Raw genomic sequence first — 18812 nt, forward strand, 5'->3', positions numbered from 1 at the left:
CGCACGATGACCACCGAACCGTTCGTGTTCAGCGACGAGCAGCACCTGCTCCGCGAGACGGTCCGCGATGCGTGTCAGCGCGCATGGCCGCCCGAGGCCGTCGAGCGCACAGCCAACGGGCCCTGGGCGACCAAGTTCTGGACCACCCTGGCCTCCGAGCTGGGCGTCGTGGGTCTGACGGTGCCCGAAACGCTTGGTGGACTGGGAGCCGGTGTCGTCGACCTGACGATCGTGGCGGAGGAGCTGGGTCGCGTGGCCGCGGCGGCGCCCATGCTCGGCACCACGCTGGCGACCGAGACGTTGGCACGCGTCGAGTGCGAGACGGCCGCAACGGTGCTCGAGCCGGTGGCCGGCGGGCAGCGGCTGGCCGCACTGGTCGTCACAGACGACGCGGGGGCCTGGACGCCGGATCGACCAGCCACGACCGCACGCTCCGAGGGCGATGGCTGGCGGATCGACGGCGCGGCCCGCGGCGTGCTCGACGGCGCGGGGGCCGACGACCTGCTCGTGCTGTCCACCACCGACGAAGGCATCGCCCTCATGCTGGTCGACGGCGCCGCCGACGGCGTCACCCGCCGGGCGGTCGACACGATGGACCTGACCCGCGAGCTGGCGGACGTGACGTTCACCGATGCGCAGGCGACGCTGCTCCAGGTCGGGCCGGCCGTGGTCGACGCGGTGCGCGGCGCCGCCGACGTCGCGACGATCGTGCTGGCTGCCGAGCAGCTCGGCGGGTGTCAGACCATGCTCGACCGCACGGTGGAGCACGCGCGCACGCACATGCAGTTCGGCCGTCCGATCGGTACGTTCCAGGCCGTGCGCCACCGCTGCGCGGACATGCTCGTCGCGACCGAGCACGCCCGTTCGGCCGTGTACCACGCGGCGTGGGCGGCGGACGTCGGCATCGACGATGTCGCGGTCGCTGCCAGCCTGGCGCACGTCGTCGCGTCGCAGGCGCACACCGAGGTCAGCGGCGGAGCACTGCAGCTGCACGGCGGCATCGGGTTCACGTGGGAGCACCCGACGCACCTGTACCTCAAGCGGGCCTGGAGCGACGCGACGTTGCTCGGCGGGCGCGCCTTCCACCGCGCACGCCTCGCACCGCTGCTGGAACCACCGCGGGCCTGACGAGACGGCGGCGCTCGGGCCCCTCGCGGGCGCCGCGCAGACCGCGATCGCAGTCGCGGCTCACCACCACCCCCTGCGGCGCGCCCAGGTCAGCAGTGCCGCGGACATGGCGGCCATGGCGACGAGCAGGACGCCGAGGTGCGCGACGTCGGTCCGTTCGTTGACGATGATGTTCATGCCATAGACCGACGCGAGTGCCGTGATCGGCAGGGTCACGACGGCGATGACCGTCAGGCGCTCGGCAGCGATCGCCATCTTGGTCTCCACCCGCGTGCGGTAGTGCTCGATCACGCCTTCGACGTACTGCTGCTGACCGTCGGCGATCCCGCGCACGCGGTCGAACTGCTCGACGAGGTCGTCGACGAACGGCCTGCCCGCGCGCGGGATGAACCGGCTGAGCGAGGCCACCCGCTCGTGGATCTCACGGCTGAGCGTCGCCATCGTGCGCACCGCGAGCAGTCCGTGACGGGTCTGGAACAGCTCCTCCAGGAATTCCTCGGTGTCGTCGATGTCGCCCTGGGTCACGATCTGTTCGAGCCGCCACGCATCGCTGGTCAGGTCCTCGATCAGGCGCTCCATGGTGCGAGCGACCCGCGACACGATCGCGTAGAGCAGCTCCAGCGGCGCCTTGGGGCGCAGGCGACCCGCGGCGATGCGATCGTGCACAGCCTGCGTCTCGCGAAGCGCGACCCCTGGCTCGACGGCCGGGTTCACCGGCCCGTGGACGGTGACCACGTAGTTGGGACCGACGAACAGGTCCAGCTCGACGTAGTGGATGTGACCGGCACGCCCACGCTCGGGCCCGTGCAGCACGAGGAAGACGTGGTCGGCGTAGGCGTGGACCTTGGGCACGCGGTTGCGCTCGACGCAGCTCCTGATCGCCATCGGGTGGAAGGCGAACACGTCCGCCAGCACGCCCTGCGCCTGCGCGTCGCATGCGTCGATGTCAACCCACACGACGCCGCCGGTGCCCTCGAGCAGCGTGGGCAGCTCCTCGGCCGGGTGGGATGCGATGGTTCCGGCGTCGATCACCTGGACGTCCACCGTCATCTGCGCCTCCGTCTCTTTCGGCATCCGCGCGGTCGCCCCCATCCCACACCGCGACGCGTGTCATCACCAGCCCCGTCCGGGCATCGGCCGGGATCGTCCGGGTCGTCGGCTGCGGTACGGTGCAGCCGATGTCGTTCCTGAACCTCGATCTGGGCAGCCCGGTCGTCCGGGCGGCCGACACCATCACCGGCGAGCTGGGCACGCTCGGCGCACGCTTCGTCGTGGGCGGTGGACCGTCCGACGGCCGGTTCTCGCTGGTGGAGCATCCGATCGTCCCTCGCGGGCTGGCGGCACCCGTGCACCGCCACTCCCGTGAGGACGAGTTCTCGTTCGTGCTGGAGGGACGCTGGGGCTTCCAGCTGGGTTCGACCGTGGTGTACGGGGAGCCCGGTGACCTGGTCTACAAGCCTCGCGACGTCTGGCACACGTTCTGGAACGCGACCGACGCGCCCGCGCGCCTGCTGGAGATCATCTCGCCCGCCGGGTTCGAGCAACTGTTCGTCGAGGTCGCGGACCTGCTGCGCACCACACCGGACGACGCCGAGGCCGGCGCCGCGATCTCCGCCCGCTACGGGCTCGAGTACGACGGCGACGCGACCGCGATCGTCATCGCCGAACACGGCCTCGTCGACCGGATCGTGTGATCGCCGGTTCGACCGGGCCGCTGCCGGGCAGGCCCGCTGCGGACCGCCGTGCTGAGAGCGGGCGTCAGTCGCCCGCGGAGCGGATGTCCTCCGGGGTGCGTCGTCCCTCCACGAGGTCGACGGCGACGTCGTGCAGCCGTACCCGGCCCGAGCGCGCGTAGGTGCGTAGCTGCTCGAACGCGTCGTCGACGTTGACGCCCCAGGCGTGCGACAGCACACCCTTGGCCTGCTCGATGACGACCCGGCTGTCCAGCGCGCGCTGCAGCTGGGTGGCCAGCAGGGTCGACCGCTCGACCGCGTCGGCACTGACGATGTACGTGCTGGCGAGGTCCGCGAGCACCTCGGCCGCGTGCACGGCCTCGTCGTCGAGCTCGCCCGGCTGGCGCCGGTAGATGTTGTACGCGCCGACCGTGATGTCCCCGACGCGCATCGCGAAGCTGAACACGGCGCGCATGCCCGCGTCGACGGCCAGCGGAGCGAACATCGGCAGCTCGTCGGTCGTAGCCAGATCGGGGATGGCGACGGTCGACGCCGTCTCGTAGGCGCGGATGCACGGCCCTTCACCGGCGCGCAGCTGGAGTAGCTCGATCCTGCCCACCACCTCGTCGGACGCCGCAACGAAGCGCAGCACGCCACGCTCGTCCTCCAGCATGATCCCAGCGCCGTCGACGGCGAGCAGCTTCGTCATGTCGGCGCACAGATCGGGCAGGACGTCGGCGACCTTGTAGTGGCGTACGAGGGTGCGCGAGAAGCGCAACAGAATGTCCAACAGCAGGTCGTGGTCCACCATGACCGTCGTGACACCCTCTCAGGTCGTGTCAACGCGACACGACCTGAGTCTAGGTGGCGGTGGCCTGCAGCAGGTGCAGAGACGAGACGACGTCCTCGGGAAGCGGTCGTCGGTGCCGTCGGACCCATCCGGCGGACCGCAGCGCCCCAACGAGGCCGACAAGGCCGTCGAGGTCGCGGGGCGCCGTCCGGAGCACGCGCGCGGTCGCGTCCACCGCCTCCGCGCCCCGGTGCCGGGACCACGCGAACAGCAGCGCGTTGCGCAGGTCGCCACGGCGCCGTCGAACGCTGTCACGGCGGGTCGACGGGCGGTGGTGCGCCACGACGTCGGGCACGTAGGCCAGGTGCCAGCCGGCGGCGGCGAGATCGGCCGCCAGCCACGCCTCCTCACCCCCGACACCGTCGCGCAGCACGAACCCGCCCACGCTCAGGTAGGCGTCCCGGCGCACGATGGACATCCCCGCGAGGAACCCCAGCACCGGCACGCCGGGCAGACCCGGGACGCGAGGCAGCGGACTGCCGGCCATCGCCCCGCTGACGGGATCGTCCCGGCCGTCGTCGCCGACCCGCACGTGGGCCGCCACGACCGCCAGTGTCGGGTGCGCGTCGAGCAGGTCAGCGGCACGCCGCAGTGCGCCCGGCCGCCACGCGGTGTCGTCGTCACAGAACGCCACGTACGGGCTGGTCGCCGCGCGCGCACCGACCGTGCGCCCGGCCGAGCCGCGGTTGTGGTCGAGCGTGATCACGCGGACGTCGGGTCGACGCGCATGGACCGCGGCGGTCGTGCCGTCCGTAGAGCCGTTGTCGACCACGATGACGTGCGGACGCTCGGGCAGGTCGCGCAACGCCGCGACGGACTCCGCAGCGTCGGCGGCGCGGTTGCGGGTGATCATCACCGCGTTCACGCGGTCGTCGACCATCGCTGGGCTCCTCTCCCGGTGGCCGCCACCGTGTGCCCACCTGGCCATGCGGACATTCCTGCGCCGCTGGAATACACATGCGACGAATTTCGTATGCGTGAACCCGTTCTGAGCGGGTAGCAAGGGGGTCCCTCTCCGGCCAGGTCCCTGCCGGGATACGTCGGCCGTGCCCCCGCCGCACCTGTACATCGCAGCCTGCGGGCTGTCACAGGAAGGTGCGTTGCATGCGGGTGCTCGGAGTCAACGCCGTGTTCCATGATCCGGCCGCTGCCGTGGTCGTCGACGGCGACATCGTCGCCGCGACCGAGGAGGAGCGGTTCACGCGGCGCAAGCATGGCAAGCCGCCCGTCCCCTTCGCGACGTGGGAACTGCCGGAGCAGGCCATGCGCTGGTGCCTGGCCGAGGCGGGGCTGCGCGCGAACGACCTCGACGCCGTCGCGTACTCGTACGATCCGGACCTGGCCCCGCCTGTGGCGGGCGACGTCGTCGCCGACGACTGGGAGGGCCTGCGGACGCTGTACGCCAGGCGAGCGCCTCTGTTCCTACGCACCGCGCTGCCCGGACTCGACCCCGAACGGGTGCGCTTCGTGCCGCACCACGTCGCCCACGCGGCGTCGGCGCACCTCGCCGCGCCGCACCGCGACTCGGCGGTGCTCGTGCTCGACGGCCGTGGTGAGGCGACGTCGCACCTGGCCGGTCTGGCGACCGACGGCCACCTCGACGTGCTCGCGTCGCAACCACTGCCGCACTCGCTGGGTCTGCTCTACGAGGAGGTCACGGCACACCTCGGGTTCCGCCGCTCCAGCGACGAGTACAAGGTCATGGCGATGGCGTCATACGGCGCGCCGCGCTGGTTGGGGCAGTTCCGCGAGTTGGTTCGCGCGACGGGCGACGGCGGATTCCGGGTCGAGCCGATCGACTGGTCGGCGTTCGCTCCGCGGCGTCGTGAAGGCGCCGAGTGGACCGCCGAGCACGCCGACCTTGCGTCGACGGTGCAGATCCGCCTCGAGGAGGTGCTGCTCGACCTCAGCCGGTGGTTGCACGACCGGACGGGACGCGACGTGCTCACCCTGGCGGGCGGAGTCGCCCTCAACTGCGTGGCCAACGCGCGGCTGGCGACGGAGGGGCCGTTCGAGCACATCTGGGTCCAGCCCGCCGCGGGCGATGCGGGCACGGCGCTGGGCGGCGCGCTGCACGTCGCGGCGACGGGCGGTGACCGGGTGGCACCGATGACCACCGCGGCGCTCGGCCGGTCGTGGTCCGACGACGAGTTGGCGGCATGGCTGGTGACCGCCGACATCGCGTTCGAGCGTCCCGACGACGTCGCGGTCGCGGTCGCCGACGTGATCGCCGCCAACGGGATCGTCGCCTGGTTCCAGGGCCGCAGCGAGTACGGTCCACGCGCGCTCGGCCACCGCAGCCTGCTGGCGAACGCGACCCGGTCCGACAACCTGAAACGGCTCAACGACGTCAAGGGCCGCGAGCAGTTCCGGCCCGTGGCGCCGATGGTGCTGGCCCACCGGGCCGCGGAGATCTTCGCGGGCCCGCTGCCAAGCCCGTACATGCTGTTCACCCATCGCGTGGACCCCGCGTGGGCCGAGCGCATCCCCGCCGTCGTGCATGTCGACGGCACCGCGCGGATCCAGACGGTCGACCCCGACGACGAGCCGTTGGTCGCCCGCATGCTCACCGCGCTCGAGCATCGCACCGGCGTGCCGGTGGTCGTCAACACCAGCCTCAACACCGCAGGGCGGCCGATGGTCGACGACCCCCGGGACGCGCTCGAGTGCTTCGGCTCGGCTCCCGTCGACGCGTTGGCGCTCGGCCCGTTCCTGATCCGGCGGCGCGGGCTCGCGGGCGGGGATCGTCAGGGCGAGGGCGAGCGCAGCGAGCCGGTGGGCGGGGATCGTCAGGGCGAGGGCGAGCGCAGCGAGCCGGTGGGCGGGGATCGTCAGGGCGAGGGCGAGCGCAGCGAGCCGGTGGTGGGCGCATGACCGGCGACGTCACGGTGGTCGTACCCACGATCGGCCGACCATCGCTGGAACACCTGCTGACGTCGCTGGCGGCCGCGGACGGCCCGGCGCCCGCCGCAGTCCTGCTGGTCGACGACCGCCATGACGCCACGGCACCGCTGTCGACCGGCCCGCTCGTGCCACCGTTGGACGACCGCGTCCGCGTGCTCCCGGGATTTGCGCGCGGACCGGCCGCGGCCCGCAATGTCGGCTGGCGGGCCGCGTCCACGCCGTGGGTCGCGTTCCTCGACGACGACGTCGAGGTGGAGCCCGACTGGCTCGCCCGGCTCGCCGCCGATCTGGACGTCGGCGGTGAGGTCGCCGGCAGCCAGGGGCGCATCTCGGTGCCGTTGCCCGGTGACCGACCAGCGACGGACTGGGAGCGCAACGTCGCCGGGCTCGAACGGGCGCGCTGGGCCACCGCCGACATGGCGTACCGGCGCAGCGCACTGGTGGCGGTCGGCGGCTTCGACGAGCGCTTCCAGCGCGCGTACCGCGAGGACGCGGACCTGGGGCTGCGCGTCACCGACCGCGGCTGGCGGATCGTGCCGGGCCGCCGTGGCGTGCGCCATCCGGTACGCCCCGCAGGGCCGTGGATCAGCATCGCACTGCAACGCGGCAACGCCGACGATCCGCGGATGCGCGTGCGTCACGGCGCCGACTGGCGGCGTCGTGCGGAGGTCGCCCGCGGTCGCAGGCGACGGCACCTCGTGGCGACGGCGGCTCTGGTCACGGCCGTCGTCGCCGCGGGCGCCGGACACCGGCGGCTCGCGGGCGGCGCCTTCGCCGGATGGGCGGCCGTGACGACCGCGTTCGCCGGCGAGCGGATCGCACCCGGACCGCGGACAGCGGACGAGGTCGCGACGATGGCCGCCACGAGCGTTGCGATACCGCCTGCGGCCACCTGGCACTGGCTCGCGGGCTGGGTCCGCGTGCTGCGTGAGGGCGTCCCGCGGCCGGGGGCCGCGGCGGTGCTGTTCGATCGCGACGGCACGCTGGTCACCGACGTCGCTTACAACGGCGACCCTGACAAGGTCGCACTGCGTGACGGAGCACGCGACGCCGTCGCCATGATCCGCGAGGCCGGCGTGCCGACCGCGGTCGTGTCCAACCAGAGCGGCGTGGCCCGCGGACTCGTGACTCCGGCACAGGTCGACGCGGTCAACACTCGCGTCGAGGAACTGCTCGGCCCGCTGGGGCCCTGGGTGGTGTGCCCGCACGGCCCCGACGACGGCTGTGGGTGCCGCAAGCCACTGCCAGGGATGATCGTCGAAGCGGCCCGGCGGTTGGGTGTCGACGTCCGACGGTGCGTCGTCATCGGCGACATCGGCAGCGACATCGCCGCCGCGCACGCTGCCGGCGCCAGCGCCGTCCTGGTGCCGACGGCGGTCACGCGGGACGACGAGGTCGCGGCCGCACCGGTCGTGGCGACCGACCTCCGCCATGCCGCCGAGCTCGCGCTCGGGGGCTGGTCATGAGTGATGCGCCACACGTCCCGGCCTCGAGTAGCGACAGCGGTAGGCCGCATGTGCTCGTGGTTCGTCCCGACAACGTCGGCGACGTGCTGTTGGCCGGGCCAGCGATCCGGGCGGTGGCCGCAGGTGCGGACAGGGTCACGCTGTGGTGCGGTCCGAACGGCCGCGCGGCGGCCGAACTGCTGCCCGGCGTCGACGCCATCGTCGAACACCCAGCCGACTGGATCGACCCGGACGCACGCGTGGTCGACCGCAGGCGGACGCTGGGACTGGTCGACGACCTCGCTGGTCGCGGGATCGATCAGGCGGTCGTGCTGACGTCGTTCCACCAGTCGCCTCTGCCGACGGCGCTGCTGCTGCGGTTGGCGGGCGTCCCCACGATCGCCGCGATCAGTGAGGACTTCCCGGGCGCCCTGTTGGACGTCCGTCACCGCGTCGCCGACGACGTCCACGAGGTGGAGCGGTCGCTGTCGTTGGTGGCGACGCTGGGGCACCGGTTGCCTCGGGGCGACCATGGCGGGCTGGAGATCACGCGCCGGTCCGCCGCGGACCGGCGGCCGGACGCCGCGCGCGTGATCGTGCATCCGGGTGCGTCGGCTCCCGCACGGACGTGGACACCCGAGCGGTACCGCTCGCTGGTCACGGCCCTGGGCACAGCGGGTTGGGAGGTGACCGTCACCGGAGGCCCCGGCGAGCGGGCGCTGACTGCCCGGATCGCCGCCGGCCTGGACGCCTTCGACGCCGGCGGCACGACGACGCTGGCGGCGCTGGCCGACCTGCTGGCGGGCAGCGCCGCGTTGGTCACCGGCAACACGGGTCCCGCGCACCTGGCCGCGGCGGTCGGCACGCCGGTCGTGTCGTTGTTCGCGCCGACGGTGCCAGCCGTACGTTGGCGTCCCTGGGGCGTTCCCAACGTGCTGCTGGGCGACCACGCCATCGCCTGTGCCGGCTGTCGTGCCATCAGGTGCCCGCTGCCCGGTCACCCGTGCCTGGATGCGGTCACCACCGACGATGTGATCGGCGCGCTGCGTCGCGTTGTGTCGGACCGCGACCGAACGCTGCCTCCGACCGTGGTCGGCCGGCCACACCCCGTGGTGGCGCGATGAGGGTGCTGCTGTGGCACGTGCACGGGTCCTACACCACGTCACTGGTGCACGGGGACCACACCTGGCTCCTGCCTGTCGAGCCAGGCCGTGGCCCCGACGGCCGCGGGCGGGCTCGCACCTGGGACTGGCCACCGTCGGCGGTCGAGGTGTCGCGGCGGGAGTGCGCGGCGACCGACGTCGACGTGGTCGTGCTGCAGCGCCCCGAGGAGCTGCACGGCCTGGCCGAACGCTGGCTCGGCGGGCGTCGGCCGGGGCGCGACGTCCCGGCCGTGTACCTGGAGCACAACGCGCCGCAGGGACGGATCAACGATCTGCACCACCCGGCCGCCGACCGCGACGACCTGCGCGTCGTCCACGTGACACACTGCAACGACCTGCTGTGGGACTGCGGGTCGACGCCGACGACCGTCGTCGAGCACGGCATCGTCGACCCCGGTCAGCGCTACACGGGTGAACTCGCCCGCGCGGCCATGGTGATCAACGACCCGGTGCGCAGAGCGCGGGTGACCGGCACCGATCTGCTGCCCCGCTTCGCCGCCGCCGGTCCGATCGACCTGTACGGCATGGGCGCCGACGACGTCGACGTCGACGACGTCACCTCCCACGACGACGTGCACCAGGCGCGCATGCACGACGAGCTGGCACGACGACGTGTCTATGTGCATCCCATCCGCTGGACCTCTCTGGGGCTGTCGCTGCTCGAGGCCATGCACCTGGGCATGCCGGTGGTCGCCGTCGGCACGACCGAGGCCTTCGAGGCGGTGCCTGCCGAGGCAGGCGTGGTGTCCACCGACGTCGACCGCCTGGTCGACGCCACGCGCGCGTTGCTGGCCGATCAGGCACTGGCGCGGGCACACGGAGACAAGGCACGGACGGCCGCGCTGTCACGGTACGGCCTGGGCCGGTTCCTGCAGGACTGGGATCGACTGCTCGAGGAGGTCACCACGTGAGGATCGCCATGGTGTCAGAGCACGCCAGCCCGCTCGCGGCCATCGCCGGCGAGGACGCGGGCGGGCAGAACGTGCACGTGGCGGCGCTGTCGACGCAGCTGGCGCGGGCGGGCCACGAGGTCACGGTCTGGACCCGGCGTGACGACGCCCAACTGCCGCCACGTGTCACGCGCGCCGGCGTCACGATCGAGCACGTGGCCGCTGGCCCGCCCGCACAGGTCGCGAAGGACGACCTGCCCCGCTGGATGGGCGACTTCTCGGACGTGCTGGCCCACCGGTGGGAGGCCGATCCTCCGGAGGTCGTGCACGCCCACTTCTGGATGTCCGGTGCCGCGGCGCTGCGCGCCAGACCTCCGGCGAGCGTGGTGGTGCACACCTTCCACGCCCTGGGTGTCGTCAAGCGTCGCCATCTGCGTGCCGACGACCCGAGCCCGCGCGAGCGACTCGCGACCGAGCGGACGATCGCGCTGAGCGCCGACCGTGTGATCGCCACATGCCGCGACGAGGTCGCCGAACTCGTCGCGCTCGATGCCGACGCCGCGCGGATCGACGTGGTGCCATGCGGCGTCGACCTGTCGACGTTCACGCCAGCGGGACCACGTGACCGAAGAGGGCGCCGCCGGCGGATCGTCGTGCTCGGCCGCCTGGTCGCGCGCAAGGGCGTCGACGACGTGATCCGCGCGCTGGCGCTGCTGCCGCGCGACGTCGAACTGGTCGTCGCCGGCGGCCCCACGACAGACGGCCTCGACCGTGATGCCGAGGCGGGTCGGCTGCGGTACCTGGCGGCCACCCTGGGAGTGGCCGACCGGGTCGTCATGCTCGGGGCGGTGCCACGCGACCGGGTACCCGCACTGTTGCGCTCGGCCGACGCGGTGGTCTGCACCCCCTGGTACGAGCCGTTCGGCATCGTCCCGCTGGAGGCGATGGCCTGCGGCGTCCCCGTCGTTGCCAGCGCGGTCGGCGGGATGCTCGACAGCGTCGTCGACGGCCGCACGGGCCTTCATGTGCCACCGCACGATCCCAGCGCCATCGCCGCCGCGGTCGGCCGTCTCCTGGACGACGCCCGGTTGCGGCGACGGATGGGCGTGGCGGGACGGCGGCGGGCCGTGCACTGCTTCGGCTGGGACGCCGTGGCGCGAGCGACGCTGCGTTCGTACCGCCGTGCCATGTGGGCCGCCCCGCCACCACGCCGGTCGCTGGTACCGCAGGTGGCAGGCCGATGAGCGTCACCACCGAACCGGTGTCGGCGCGCGGCGCCGACGGTACCGCGCACGTGGATGCACTGATCGGCGCGACGCGGTCACTGCGCCGCCAGGTGGCCGACATCGAGCGGCTGGGTGAGGCGTTGGCGACGGTCCTGCTGGCCGGGGGCCGACTGCTGGCGGCCGGCAACGGCGGCAGCGCCGCGCAGGCACAGCACCTGACCGCCGAACTGGTCGGCCGCTTCCGCGGCGAGCGCCAGCCGCTGTCGGCGATCGCGCTGCACGCCGACACCTCGAGCCTGACAGCGATCGGCAACGACTACGGACCCGGCGAGATGTACGCCCGACAGGTCGTCGCACACGGCCGCGACGGCGACGTCCTGGTCGCGCTGTCGACGTCGGGTCGCAGCACGAACGTGTTGACGGCGGCCGATGCCGCCCGCGACGTCGGCGTCGCCATCTGGGGCCTGACGGGACCCCGACCCAACCCGCTGGCCGACCGTTGCGACGAGGTCGTCGCGGTCGATGCGGGATCGACGGCGACGGTCCAGGAGCTGCACCTCGTGGTCATCCATCTGCTGTGCGCGGCCGTCGACGCGGCGGTGGATCGCCGCCGGCCGCGATCCGTGTACGCCCTGAGCCCGTCCCACGGCAACGGCGGTCGCCACACCTCCGGTGCCGCGGAGAACGACACAGGGAGGAGCGCCTGATGCGTCCGCTGGTGATCGTCGGCGACGTCCTGCTGGATCGGGACCTTGACGGGGACGCGCGACGGTTGGCACCGGACGCGCCCGTTCCGGTGGTCGACCGGCCCGCCGAGCGCGCACGACCGGGCGGTGCGGGGCTGGCGGCCCTGCTCGCGGCCGCCGACGGACGCGACGTGGTCCTGGTCTCGGCGCTGGGGGCTGACGAGGCGGGGCGCCGCGTCGAAGCACGGCTGACCGACGCGCGCGTGCGGGTCGTCGACCTCGGCCTGGCCGGCGAGACACCGCAGAAGATCCGTGTGCGCGCCGACGGCCACCCGCTCGTGCGCATCGATCTGGGCGCCCCGTCGTCGGTGCGCGCACCGGCCGACGACGCGCTCGATGTGCTGGACGGCGCGCCGACCGTGCTGGTGTCGGACTACGGGCGGGGTGTCGCGGCCGACGCCGTGGTGCGCAATGCGCTCGCCGGAGTGATCGAACGAGGGGGGCACGTCGTCTGGGACCCGCACCCCCGGGGCGCCCGACCGGTGCCCGGTACCCGTCTGGCCACGCCCAACCTGGCCGAGGCGCGACGCATCGTTGACCTGCCAGGTGACCCTCCGACGCCGCAGGCGGTCACCGTCGCCGCTGACGCGCTGCGCGACCGCTGGAGCACCGTCGGGATGGTGGTCACCCTGGGCGCCCGCGGCGCGCTGTTCGTGGGACCCGATGGCACGCCACTCATGGTGCCGGCACCGTCGCTTGATGGGCCGGTCGATCCGTGCGGCGCCGGTGACCGGTTCGCCGTCGCCATCGCGTCCGCACTGGCCGACGGCGCGGTGCTCTCCGAGGCCGTGGTCGGTGCGGTCGACGCCGCCAGCGCCTTCGTCGCCCGCGGTGGGGCGACCGCGGTGGATGACGAAGCGTCCGGCGCGTCCGACGCCGGCATCCGGTCGCCCGGTACCCATGACGCCACCGGGCGGGTCGCTGCCGTGCGCGCCTCGGGCGGCACGGTCGTGGCGACTGGCGGCTGCTTCGACCTGCTGCACGCCGGGCACGTGCGCCTGCTCGCCGACGCCCGAAGGCTGGGCGACTGCCTGGTCGTGTGCATGAACTCCGACGCGTCGGTGCGCCGGCTGAAGGGCCGCGGCCGGCCGGTGGTCGCCGAACACGACCGGCGTGCCGTCCTGCTCGCTCTGGCTGCAGTGGACGCCGTCGTCATCTTCGACGAGGACACCCCCGAACGGGTCCTCGACGAGTTGCGCCCCGACGTGTGGGTCAAGGGCGCCGACTACGCCGTCACCGACATGCCCGAGGCCGACCTCCTTGCGACGTGGGGTGGCCAGGCGGTCGTCCTGCCCTACCTGGCCGGCCGCTCCACCAGTTCGATCATCGAGGAGGCAGTGAGCCATGCCATCCACTGAGCTCGGAACCGTCATCGTGACCGGGGGATCCCGCGGGCTGGGGCGGGCCGTCGTCGGCGCCGTGGCCGACGCGGGCGGCACCCCGCTGGTGCTCGACATCGCCGAGCCCGAACGCGACGCCGCATGGCGGCAGGTCGATCTGGCCGACTCCCGCGCCGCCGGGCGCGCGACCGCGCAGCTGATCGAGGACCACGGCGGCGTGGACGCGGTCGTGACCGCGGCCGGCATCGACGCGTGCGGCGACCTCCTCGACGTCCACCCCGAGGACTGGGAGCGCGTCATCGCGGTCAACCTCGTGGGCACCGCGGCGGTCGTGCGTGCGGCGCTGCCCACCCTGATCGAGCGGCGCGGCCGCGTCGTCACCGTCGCCTCGACGCTCGGTCTGCGCGCCCTGCCCGCGGCCACCGCCTACTCGGCCAGCAAGTTCGGCGTCGTCGGCTTCACCCGTGCGCTGTCCACCGAGCTGGCCGGGCGGGTCGGCGTCACGTTGCTGCTGCCGGGCGGCATGCGGACGGGCTTCTTCGATGATCGGCCGGAGCGGTTCAAGCCGGCCGCGGACCAGCAGCTCAATGATCCGGCTGACGTCGCCGACGCGGTCGTGTACGCGCTGCGGCAGCCGCCCGGATGCGAGGTGCGCGAACTGCTGATCGCGCCCGCGACCGAGCCCTCATGGCCCTGATATCGACCTCCGACCGGAACGTGGAGGGCATGCCCCGCCTGCTGGTCCTGCGGGCACTGGGCCTGGGCGATCTGCTGACGGCCGTCCCGGCGTTGCGCGTGCTGCGTGACCGCTACCCGGGCCACGAGCGGATCCTCGCCGCCCCCGCATGGCTCGCGCCGCTCGTCCGGTTGCTCGACGGCGCCGTCGATGCGCTCGTGGACGTCGACTTCCGTGACCACGTGGGGGTGCTGCCCACCGAGGTGCGCCTTCCGACGGTCGCCGTCAACCTGCACGGTCGCGGACCGGCCAGCCACCTCGCGTTGCAGGCGACTGATCCGGGCGCACTGATCGCGTTCGAGAACCCCGACGTGGCCCACGACGGCCCGGCGTGGCGGGTGGACGAGCACGAGCGGTTGCGCTGGTGCCGCCTGCTGGGCGCGACGGCCAGCGCCGACGATGTGCGGGTGCGATCACCTGCGATCGACGTGCCAGACGACGTCCGCCGGGCGACGATCATCCACCCCGGCGCCGCGGCACCGGCCAGGCGGTGGCCGGTCGACCGCTGGGCGGCCGTGGCACGACACGAGCTGCGACGTGGCCGACAGGTCCTGGTCACCGGTGGCGCGGACGAGGTCGAGCTGGCCAAGGCCGTCGCGAACGGTGCCGGCCTGGGCGGGACATCCGTCCTGGCGGGGCGGACCGACGTCGGCGAGCTCGCGGCCGTCGTCGATGCCGCTGGACGGGTCGTGTGCGGAGACACCGGCGTCGCGCACCTGGCCAGCGCGTTCGCAACGCCCTCGGTGGTGCTGTTCGGCCCGGTGTCACCGACCCGCTGGGGGCCACCGCGCGGGGGACCGCACGTGGCGCTGTGGGCGGGGACCCGTGGCGACCCCCACGCCGCGTCCCCCGATCGCGGCCTGCTCGGGCTGACCGTGGACGACGTCACGCGCGCGCTCGACGGGCTTCGAGGGGAGCCTGCACCACCGTGATGCAGGCCGGTACGTCGGCGCCGAACTCCGGCGCGGTGGGCGCCCGACCCACCCTGATCATCATCGGCGCGATGAAGTGCGGCACCACCGCGGTGCACCGCGCTCTCAGCCACCACCCGCACATGGCGATGTCCGACCCCAAGGAGCTGAACTTCTTCTTCGGGCCAGCGCACGTCGACCCGGACACGCCCGACCCACCGTGGGCAGCCGGAAACCTCTGGCGTGGCCTCGACTGGTACGCAGGGCACTTTCCGGCGACGGCCGCGGTGCGAGGCGAAGCGTCGCCGGGCTACACGTCGCCGGACCACCCGGAGGTCGCTGGGCGCATGGCCCACCTGGTTCCGAATGCCGGGCTCGTGTACCTGGTGCGCGACCCCGTCGCTCGGGCACTGTCGCAGTACCGCCACCACGTGCGCGACGGCAGCGAGCATCGTCAGGCCGCCGAAGCGCTGACCGATCCGGGCAGCCAGTACATCGCACGCAGCCGCTACCACGAGCGACTGCTGCCGTTCCTGGAGCACTTCTCCCACGAGCAGATCCTGATCGTGGCGCAGGAGGACCTGCGCGCGGAGCCGCGTCGGACGCTGCGCCGTGTGTGCCGCTTCGGGGGTGCCGATCCCGACCTGCTGCCGTCCGACGCCATCCACCGGGCTCCGCCGCAGATGCGGGCACCGGTCGACGGGTCGCTGCACGCCGCCCTGGCTGCCGCCGTCCGCGACGACACCGCACGGCTGCGGGCCCTGGTCGATCGCCCGCTGCCGGCATGGAGCGTGTGATGGTGCACGGCTGGTCGGTGGCGGTCGTCGTGCCCGCCCACGACGAGCAGGCGCTGCTGGCCGGGTGCCTCGAGGCCGTCGTCCACGCCGCCCACCGGGTGCGCGTCCGGGCCGACGTGCACATCGTGGTGGCCGCCGACGCGTGCACCGACCTGACCGAGGTGGTTGCGGCGCGCGCGCTCGCCGACTGCCACGCAGCAATCGTCCGCCTCGACGCGCGCAACGTGGGTGCGTCGAGAGCGGCCGCGATCACCGCGGCATGCGATGTCCTCGGCGGTCGATCGTCCGGGCGCATGTGGATCGCGATGACCGATGCCGACAGCCGGGTGCCCGTCCACTGGCTGGAGCGTCAGCTGCGTGCTGCGGACGCGGGCTACGACGCTGTGGCGGGAGCGATCACCGTCGGCGACTGGGAGGACCGCCTCGGCGACATGGACGCGCTGCTGCGCGATCACCGCCGCTCGCAACGCCGCCGCGGCACGCGCCCGGTGCACGGCGCCAACCTCGGGGTCTCAGCGGACGCTCTGTGCGCTGTCGGCGGTGTGCCCGAGGTCGCCTTGTCGGAGGACACGTTGCTGGTCCGTCGCATGACCGACGCCGGCATGGACGTGCTGTGGGACGACGGCCTCGTCGTCCGGACGAGCGCGCGGCGGTCTGTGCGCGCACCCGGAGGGTTCAGCTCACTGCTCGACGAGCTGGAACGGCGCGGCGCCGCCGCGTCATGAGATCCTCAGGACGTCGATCCGGAACAACTCGTCGACGTGCGAGGCGACCCGTATCAGACCACGCGCCGCGCACAGGACGTCGTGCACGACGTCGCCGTTGGAGCGGTGCTCGCCCGCATCGGGACGGTAGTGCACAGCGAGCAGCTCGCCCGCGTCGGCGAGGCTGGCCACCACCATGTTGCGCAGGTGGACGAGTGCATCCGGGGCGAGGTAGTAGCCCACCTCACTGAGCACGATCAGATCGAAGCGGCCCGCCGGCCAGACATCGGGCACCGCCATCGTCTCGACAGCGACATGGGGGCGGTCGGCGACGCGGGAGACAGCGGTACTGACAGCGGTCGGTGCGACGTCCACAGCGAGCAGCTCGTCGCAGCGTTCGGCGAGCAGTTCGGTCAGCAGTCCGGGTCCGCACGCCGGCTCGAACGCCCGTCGATAGCGTTCATGTGTGAGCGCCGCCATCGTGAGCGCGCGCTTGCGCCGCTCGTACCAGCGGTGCTCGAGCCGCCACGGGTCCGGCTCGGCGCGATAGCGGTCCTCGAAGTGCGCGTCCGGCACGCGGTCGACGCCCGTGGGCGTGGCATGGCTCATGTCAACAGCATCTCCCACGAACGGCTGTGATGGGCGAGCGCACGCGCCGGCACCACGACATCGGTCGCCGCATCGTCCGGCCCACCGATCTGGGAGGCGTACCGCGACACCGCCGCACGCTTGGCGTCACGGGCGGCACCCGACAGCTCGATGCGGACCGGCCGCCACGTGGCGATCGACGGATGGCTCGGCGTCGCCCAGTACCACGCCCACACGAGGTACCGCAGCAGACGCGCACCGTGTGCGGCCGCCGCTCGTTGCGCGGCGCGCCCGGTCGCGTCATGGTCGCGATGGCCGTCACGCTCCCACGGAGCCAGCAACCACGTGCCCGCCTCGAGCAGGCCACCGACCAGCCCGGTCACGGCGTCCTCATGCTCGGCGACCGTGCCGTCGCCCAGCGCCAGCAGGTGGAGGCGTCCGGGCGGCACGCCGAGGACGTCCATCGCGGCGCGCTGTTCGGCACGGCGGGTGCTCGCGAGATCCGACGCGCTGCGTTCGGGCGTCGCCGGGTGGGAGCCCTCACCGTCGGTGACCGCCACGACGTCGACCGTCCAGCCGTACTGCACGAGCGTCCAGATGGTGCCACCAACACCGAGCGCCTCATCATCGGGATGTGGACTGACGACGACAGCGCGGCCGGGACGGACGACGTCGAGCGTCGGCCAGGCAGCCGGGGCGTGCCAGGCGCGCCACACGTCCTCCGACGTGCCGGTGATGCCGAACGGCAGACGGGTCACGGCCCGCCCACGACGTCCGCTCCCAGCGCGGCCAGGTCGGACTCGGCGTGGTGCTGCCTGATGTACACGGGCAGGTCGGCGGCCCGGCGGGCCATCGCCGCATCGCGCGTCAGACCCCCGGCGCCCACACCGCGCTCGACGTGCAAGAGCACGTCGGGCGCGAGGCGCTCGACCGCAGCGCGCACCCGCCATGCGAGACGTCGCAGATCGGCACCGGCCACGCCGTCGTCGACGGCGTCGGCCGCTGACGCGAGCAGCGCCCACATCGCCGCGCACAGTGCGTCGGCGGCACCCAGGTGGGCCAGGCCGTGGGGGTCCTCGCGCCGCCGGACAGTGTCGCGCAACGCGTCGAGAGCACCCGACGCCCCGCCGTACCAGCAGGCGGCGACCCCAATTCCGCCCATCCAGAAGCCTCGTCGCGAGAGGTACCACCCAGGGGGGCCCACCGCCTCGGCCGCGTCCACGGCAACGCCATCGAGGACGACGTCGAAGGTGTCGCTGTCACGCATGCCGACGGCGTGCCATGGGTCGCGTGCAACGTCGACGCCGCCACGATCGAACGGGACCACGAACAGCCGGTACCCGTCGTCAGCGTGGGCCGTGACCAACGCGTGATCCAGCGCACCGGCGCCCGAACACCACTGCTTGACACCCGACAGGATCCATCCTGCGTCGTGCGCTGCGGCATGGACCCTGCCCGTCGGCGGATCGGCCGCCCACACCCCGAGCAGCCCCTCGGGGCGCGCGGTCCCCGCCTCCTCCAGGATCGCGAGCGCGTCCAGGTGTCCTTCGACGAGTCGGGCGGTCGCCAGATCCTCCGCACCCACATCGGCGAGCACCTCCAGCCGCCGCCGGGTCGCTCCCGACCCGGGGAGCGGGACCGACCCGATTCCGTCGAGGGCCGCCTGCAGACGTCGCCTGGTCACGTTCGTCATCACCGCTGTCCCCGAGGA

The 18812-nt window shown here is 73.2% G+C and carries 19 protein-coding genes; 13 read left to right on the forward strand and 6 right to left on the reverse strand.

What is annotated here, in order from left to right:
* The first annotated feature begins 6 nt into the window (after window positions 1–6).
* On the forward strand, window positions 7–1128 hold the full coding sequence (locus tag VFZ70_17650; protein HEX6257639.1) for an acyl-CoA dehydrogenase family protein: 1122 nt from the start codon (window positions 7–9) through the stop codon (window positions 1126–1128).
* 60 nt (window positions 1129–1188) lie between these two features.
* Here the strand turns inward: VFZ70_17650 and VFZ70_17655 are convergent, their stop codons facing one another.
* Complete coding sequence (locus tag VFZ70_17655; GenBank protein HEX6257640.1) at window positions 1189–2178, reverse strand: magnesium transporter CorA family protein; 990 nt, start codon at window positions 2176–2178, stop codon at window positions 1189–1191.
* 128 nt (window positions 2179–2306) lie between these two features.
* Here VFZ70_17655 and VFZ70_17660 point away from each other — a divergent pair, with 128 nt between their 5' ends.
* Window positions 2307–2822: a cupin domain-containing protein gene (locus tag VFZ70_17660; protein HEX6257641.1), complete on the forward strand. Its 516-nt coding sequence runs from the start codon at window positions 2307–2309 to the stop codon at window positions 2820–2822.
* A gap of 64 nt (window positions 2823–2886) precedes the next feature.
* Here the strand turns inward: VFZ70_17660 and VFZ70_17665 are convergent, their stop codons facing one another.
* The gene (locus tag VFZ70_17665) at window positions 2887–3612 is read right to left on the reverse strand and encodes a GAF and ANTAR domain-containing protein (GenBank protein HEX6257642.1); all 726 of its coding nucleotides are present in this window, start codon (window positions 3610–3612) and stop codon (window positions 2887–2889) included.
* Between the two features lie 49 nt (window positions 3613–3661).
* Window positions 3662–4531: a glycosyltransferase family 2 protein gene (locus VFZ70_17670; GenBank protein ID HEX6257643.1), complete on the reverse strand. Its 870-nt coding sequence runs from the start codon at window positions 4529–4531 to the stop codon at window positions 3662–3664.
* Window positions 4532–4755: 224 nt separating this feature from the next.
* On the opposite strand from VFZ70_17670, the gene VFZ70_17675 reads away from it, so the two are divergent.
* Genes VFZ70_17675 through VFZ70_17725 form a run of 11 tightly spaced genes read left to right on the forward strand, consistent with a single transcriptional unit; the run spans window position 4756 to window position 16534 of the window.
* Entirely contained in the window at window positions 4756–6525 is a 1770-nt protein-coding gene (locus tag VFZ70_17675) for a carbamoyltransferase C-terminal domain-containing protein (GenBank protein ID HEX6257644.1), read from the forward strand.
* A complete protein-coding gene (locus tag VFZ70_17680) occupies window positions 6522–8021 on the forward strand; it encodes an HAD-IIIA family hydrolase (protein ID HEX6257645.1) in 1500 nt (499 codons plus the stop codon). The genes VFZ70_17675 and VFZ70_17680 overlap by 4 nt, the downstream gene beginning before the upstream one ends.
* A gap of 56 nt (window positions 8022–8077) precedes the next feature.
* Window positions 8078–9124 carry a glycosyltransferase family 9 protein gene (locus VFZ70_17685; protein HEX6257646.1) on the forward strand — a complete coding sequence of 349 codons (1047 nt, stop codon included), beginning with the start codon at window positions 8078–8080 and terminating at the stop codon, window positions 9122–9124.
* Window positions 9121–10074, forward strand: a complete 954-nt coding sequence (locus VFZ70_17690; GenBank protein HEX6257647.1) for a glycosyltransferase — start codon at window positions 9121–9123, stop codon at window positions 10072–10074. Before VFZ70_17685 ends, VFZ70_17690 begins: the two co-directional genes overlap by 4 nt.
* Window positions 10071–11297 (forward strand): glycosyltransferase, encoded by a 1227-nt coding sequence (locus tag VFZ70_17695; GenBank protein HEX6257648.1) that lies wholly within the window; start codon window positions 10071–10073, stop codon window positions 11295–11297. Before VFZ70_17690 ends, VFZ70_17695 begins: the two co-directional genes overlap by 4 nt.
* A complete protein-coding gene (locus VFZ70_17700) occupies window positions 11294–11986 on the forward strand; it encodes an SIS domain-containing protein (protein HEX6257649.1) in 693 nt (230 codons plus the stop codon). Before VFZ70_17695 ends, VFZ70_17700 begins: the two co-directional genes overlap by 4 nt.
* Window positions 11986–13383 carry a D-glycero-beta-D-manno-heptose 1-phosphate adenylyltransferase gene (gene rfaE2, locus VFZ70_17705; GenBank protein HEX6257650.1) on the forward strand — a complete coding sequence of 466 codons (1398 nt, stop codon included), beginning with the start codon at window positions 11986–11988 and terminating at the stop codon, window positions 13381–13383. The genes VFZ70_17700 and rfaE2 overlap by 1 nt, the downstream gene beginning before the upstream one ends.
* The gene (locus VFZ70_17710; GenBank protein HEX6257651.1) at window positions 13370–14062 is read left to right on the forward strand and encodes an SDR family oxidoreductase; all 693 of its coding nucleotides are present in this window, start codon (window positions 13370–13372) and stop codon (window positions 14060–14062) included. The genes rfaE2 and VFZ70_17710 overlap by 14 nt, the downstream gene beginning before the upstream one ends.
* Complete coding sequence (locus tag VFZ70_17715; protein HEX6257652.1) at window positions 14053–15033, forward strand: glycosyltransferase family 9 protein; 981 nt, start codon at window positions 14053–14055, stop codon at window positions 15031–15033. Before VFZ70_17710 ends, VFZ70_17715 begins: the two co-directional genes overlap by 10 nt.
* Window positions 15033–15809, forward strand: a complete 777-nt coding sequence (locus VFZ70_17720) for a sulfotransferase (GenBank protein HEX6257653.1) — start codon at window positions 15033–15035, stop codon at window positions 15807–15809. Before VFZ70_17715 ends, VFZ70_17720 begins: the two co-directional genes overlap by 1 nt.
* Window positions 15809–16534 carry a glycosyltransferase family 2 protein gene (locus tag VFZ70_17725; GenBank protein HEX6257654.1) on the forward strand — a complete coding sequence of 242 codons (726 nt, stop codon included), beginning with the start codon at window positions 15809–15811 and terminating at the stop codon, window positions 16532–16534. The genes VFZ70_17720 and VFZ70_17725 overlap by 1 nt, the downstream gene beginning before the upstream one ends.
* Here the strand turns inward: VFZ70_17725 and VFZ70_17730 are convergent.
* Genes VFZ70_17730 through VFZ70_17740 form a run of 3 tightly spaced genes read right to left on the reverse strand, consistent with a single transcriptional unit; the run spans window position 16529 to window position 18794 of the window.
* Entirely contained in the window at window positions 16529–17122 is a 594-nt protein-coding gene (locus tag VFZ70_17730) for an SAM-dependent methyltransferase (GenBank protein ID HEX6257655.1), read from the reverse strand. The genes VFZ70_17725 and VFZ70_17730 overlap by 6 nt on opposite strands.
* Window positions 17119–17859 (reverse strand): PIG-L family deacetylase, encoded by a 741-nt coding sequence (locus tag VFZ70_17735; GenBank protein HEX6257656.1) that lies wholly within the window; start codon window positions 17857–17859, stop codon window positions 17119–17121. Before VFZ70_17735 ends, VFZ70_17730 begins: the two co-directional genes overlap by 4 nt.
* Entirely contained in the window at window positions 17856–18794 is a 939-nt protein-coding gene (locus VFZ70_17740; GenBank protein ID HEX6257657.1) for an acyl-CoA dehydrogenase family protein, read from the reverse strand. The genes VFZ70_17735 and VFZ70_17740 overlap by 4 nt, the downstream gene beginning before the upstream one ends.
* Between the last annotated feature and the right edge of the window lie 18 nt (window positions 18795–18812).

The sequence above is a fragment of the Euzebyales bacterium genome (assembly GCA_036374135.1).
In the GTDB taxonomy this organism is placed as follows: domain Bacteria; phylum Actinomycetota; class Nitriliruptoria; order Euzebyales; family JAHELV01; genus JAHELV01.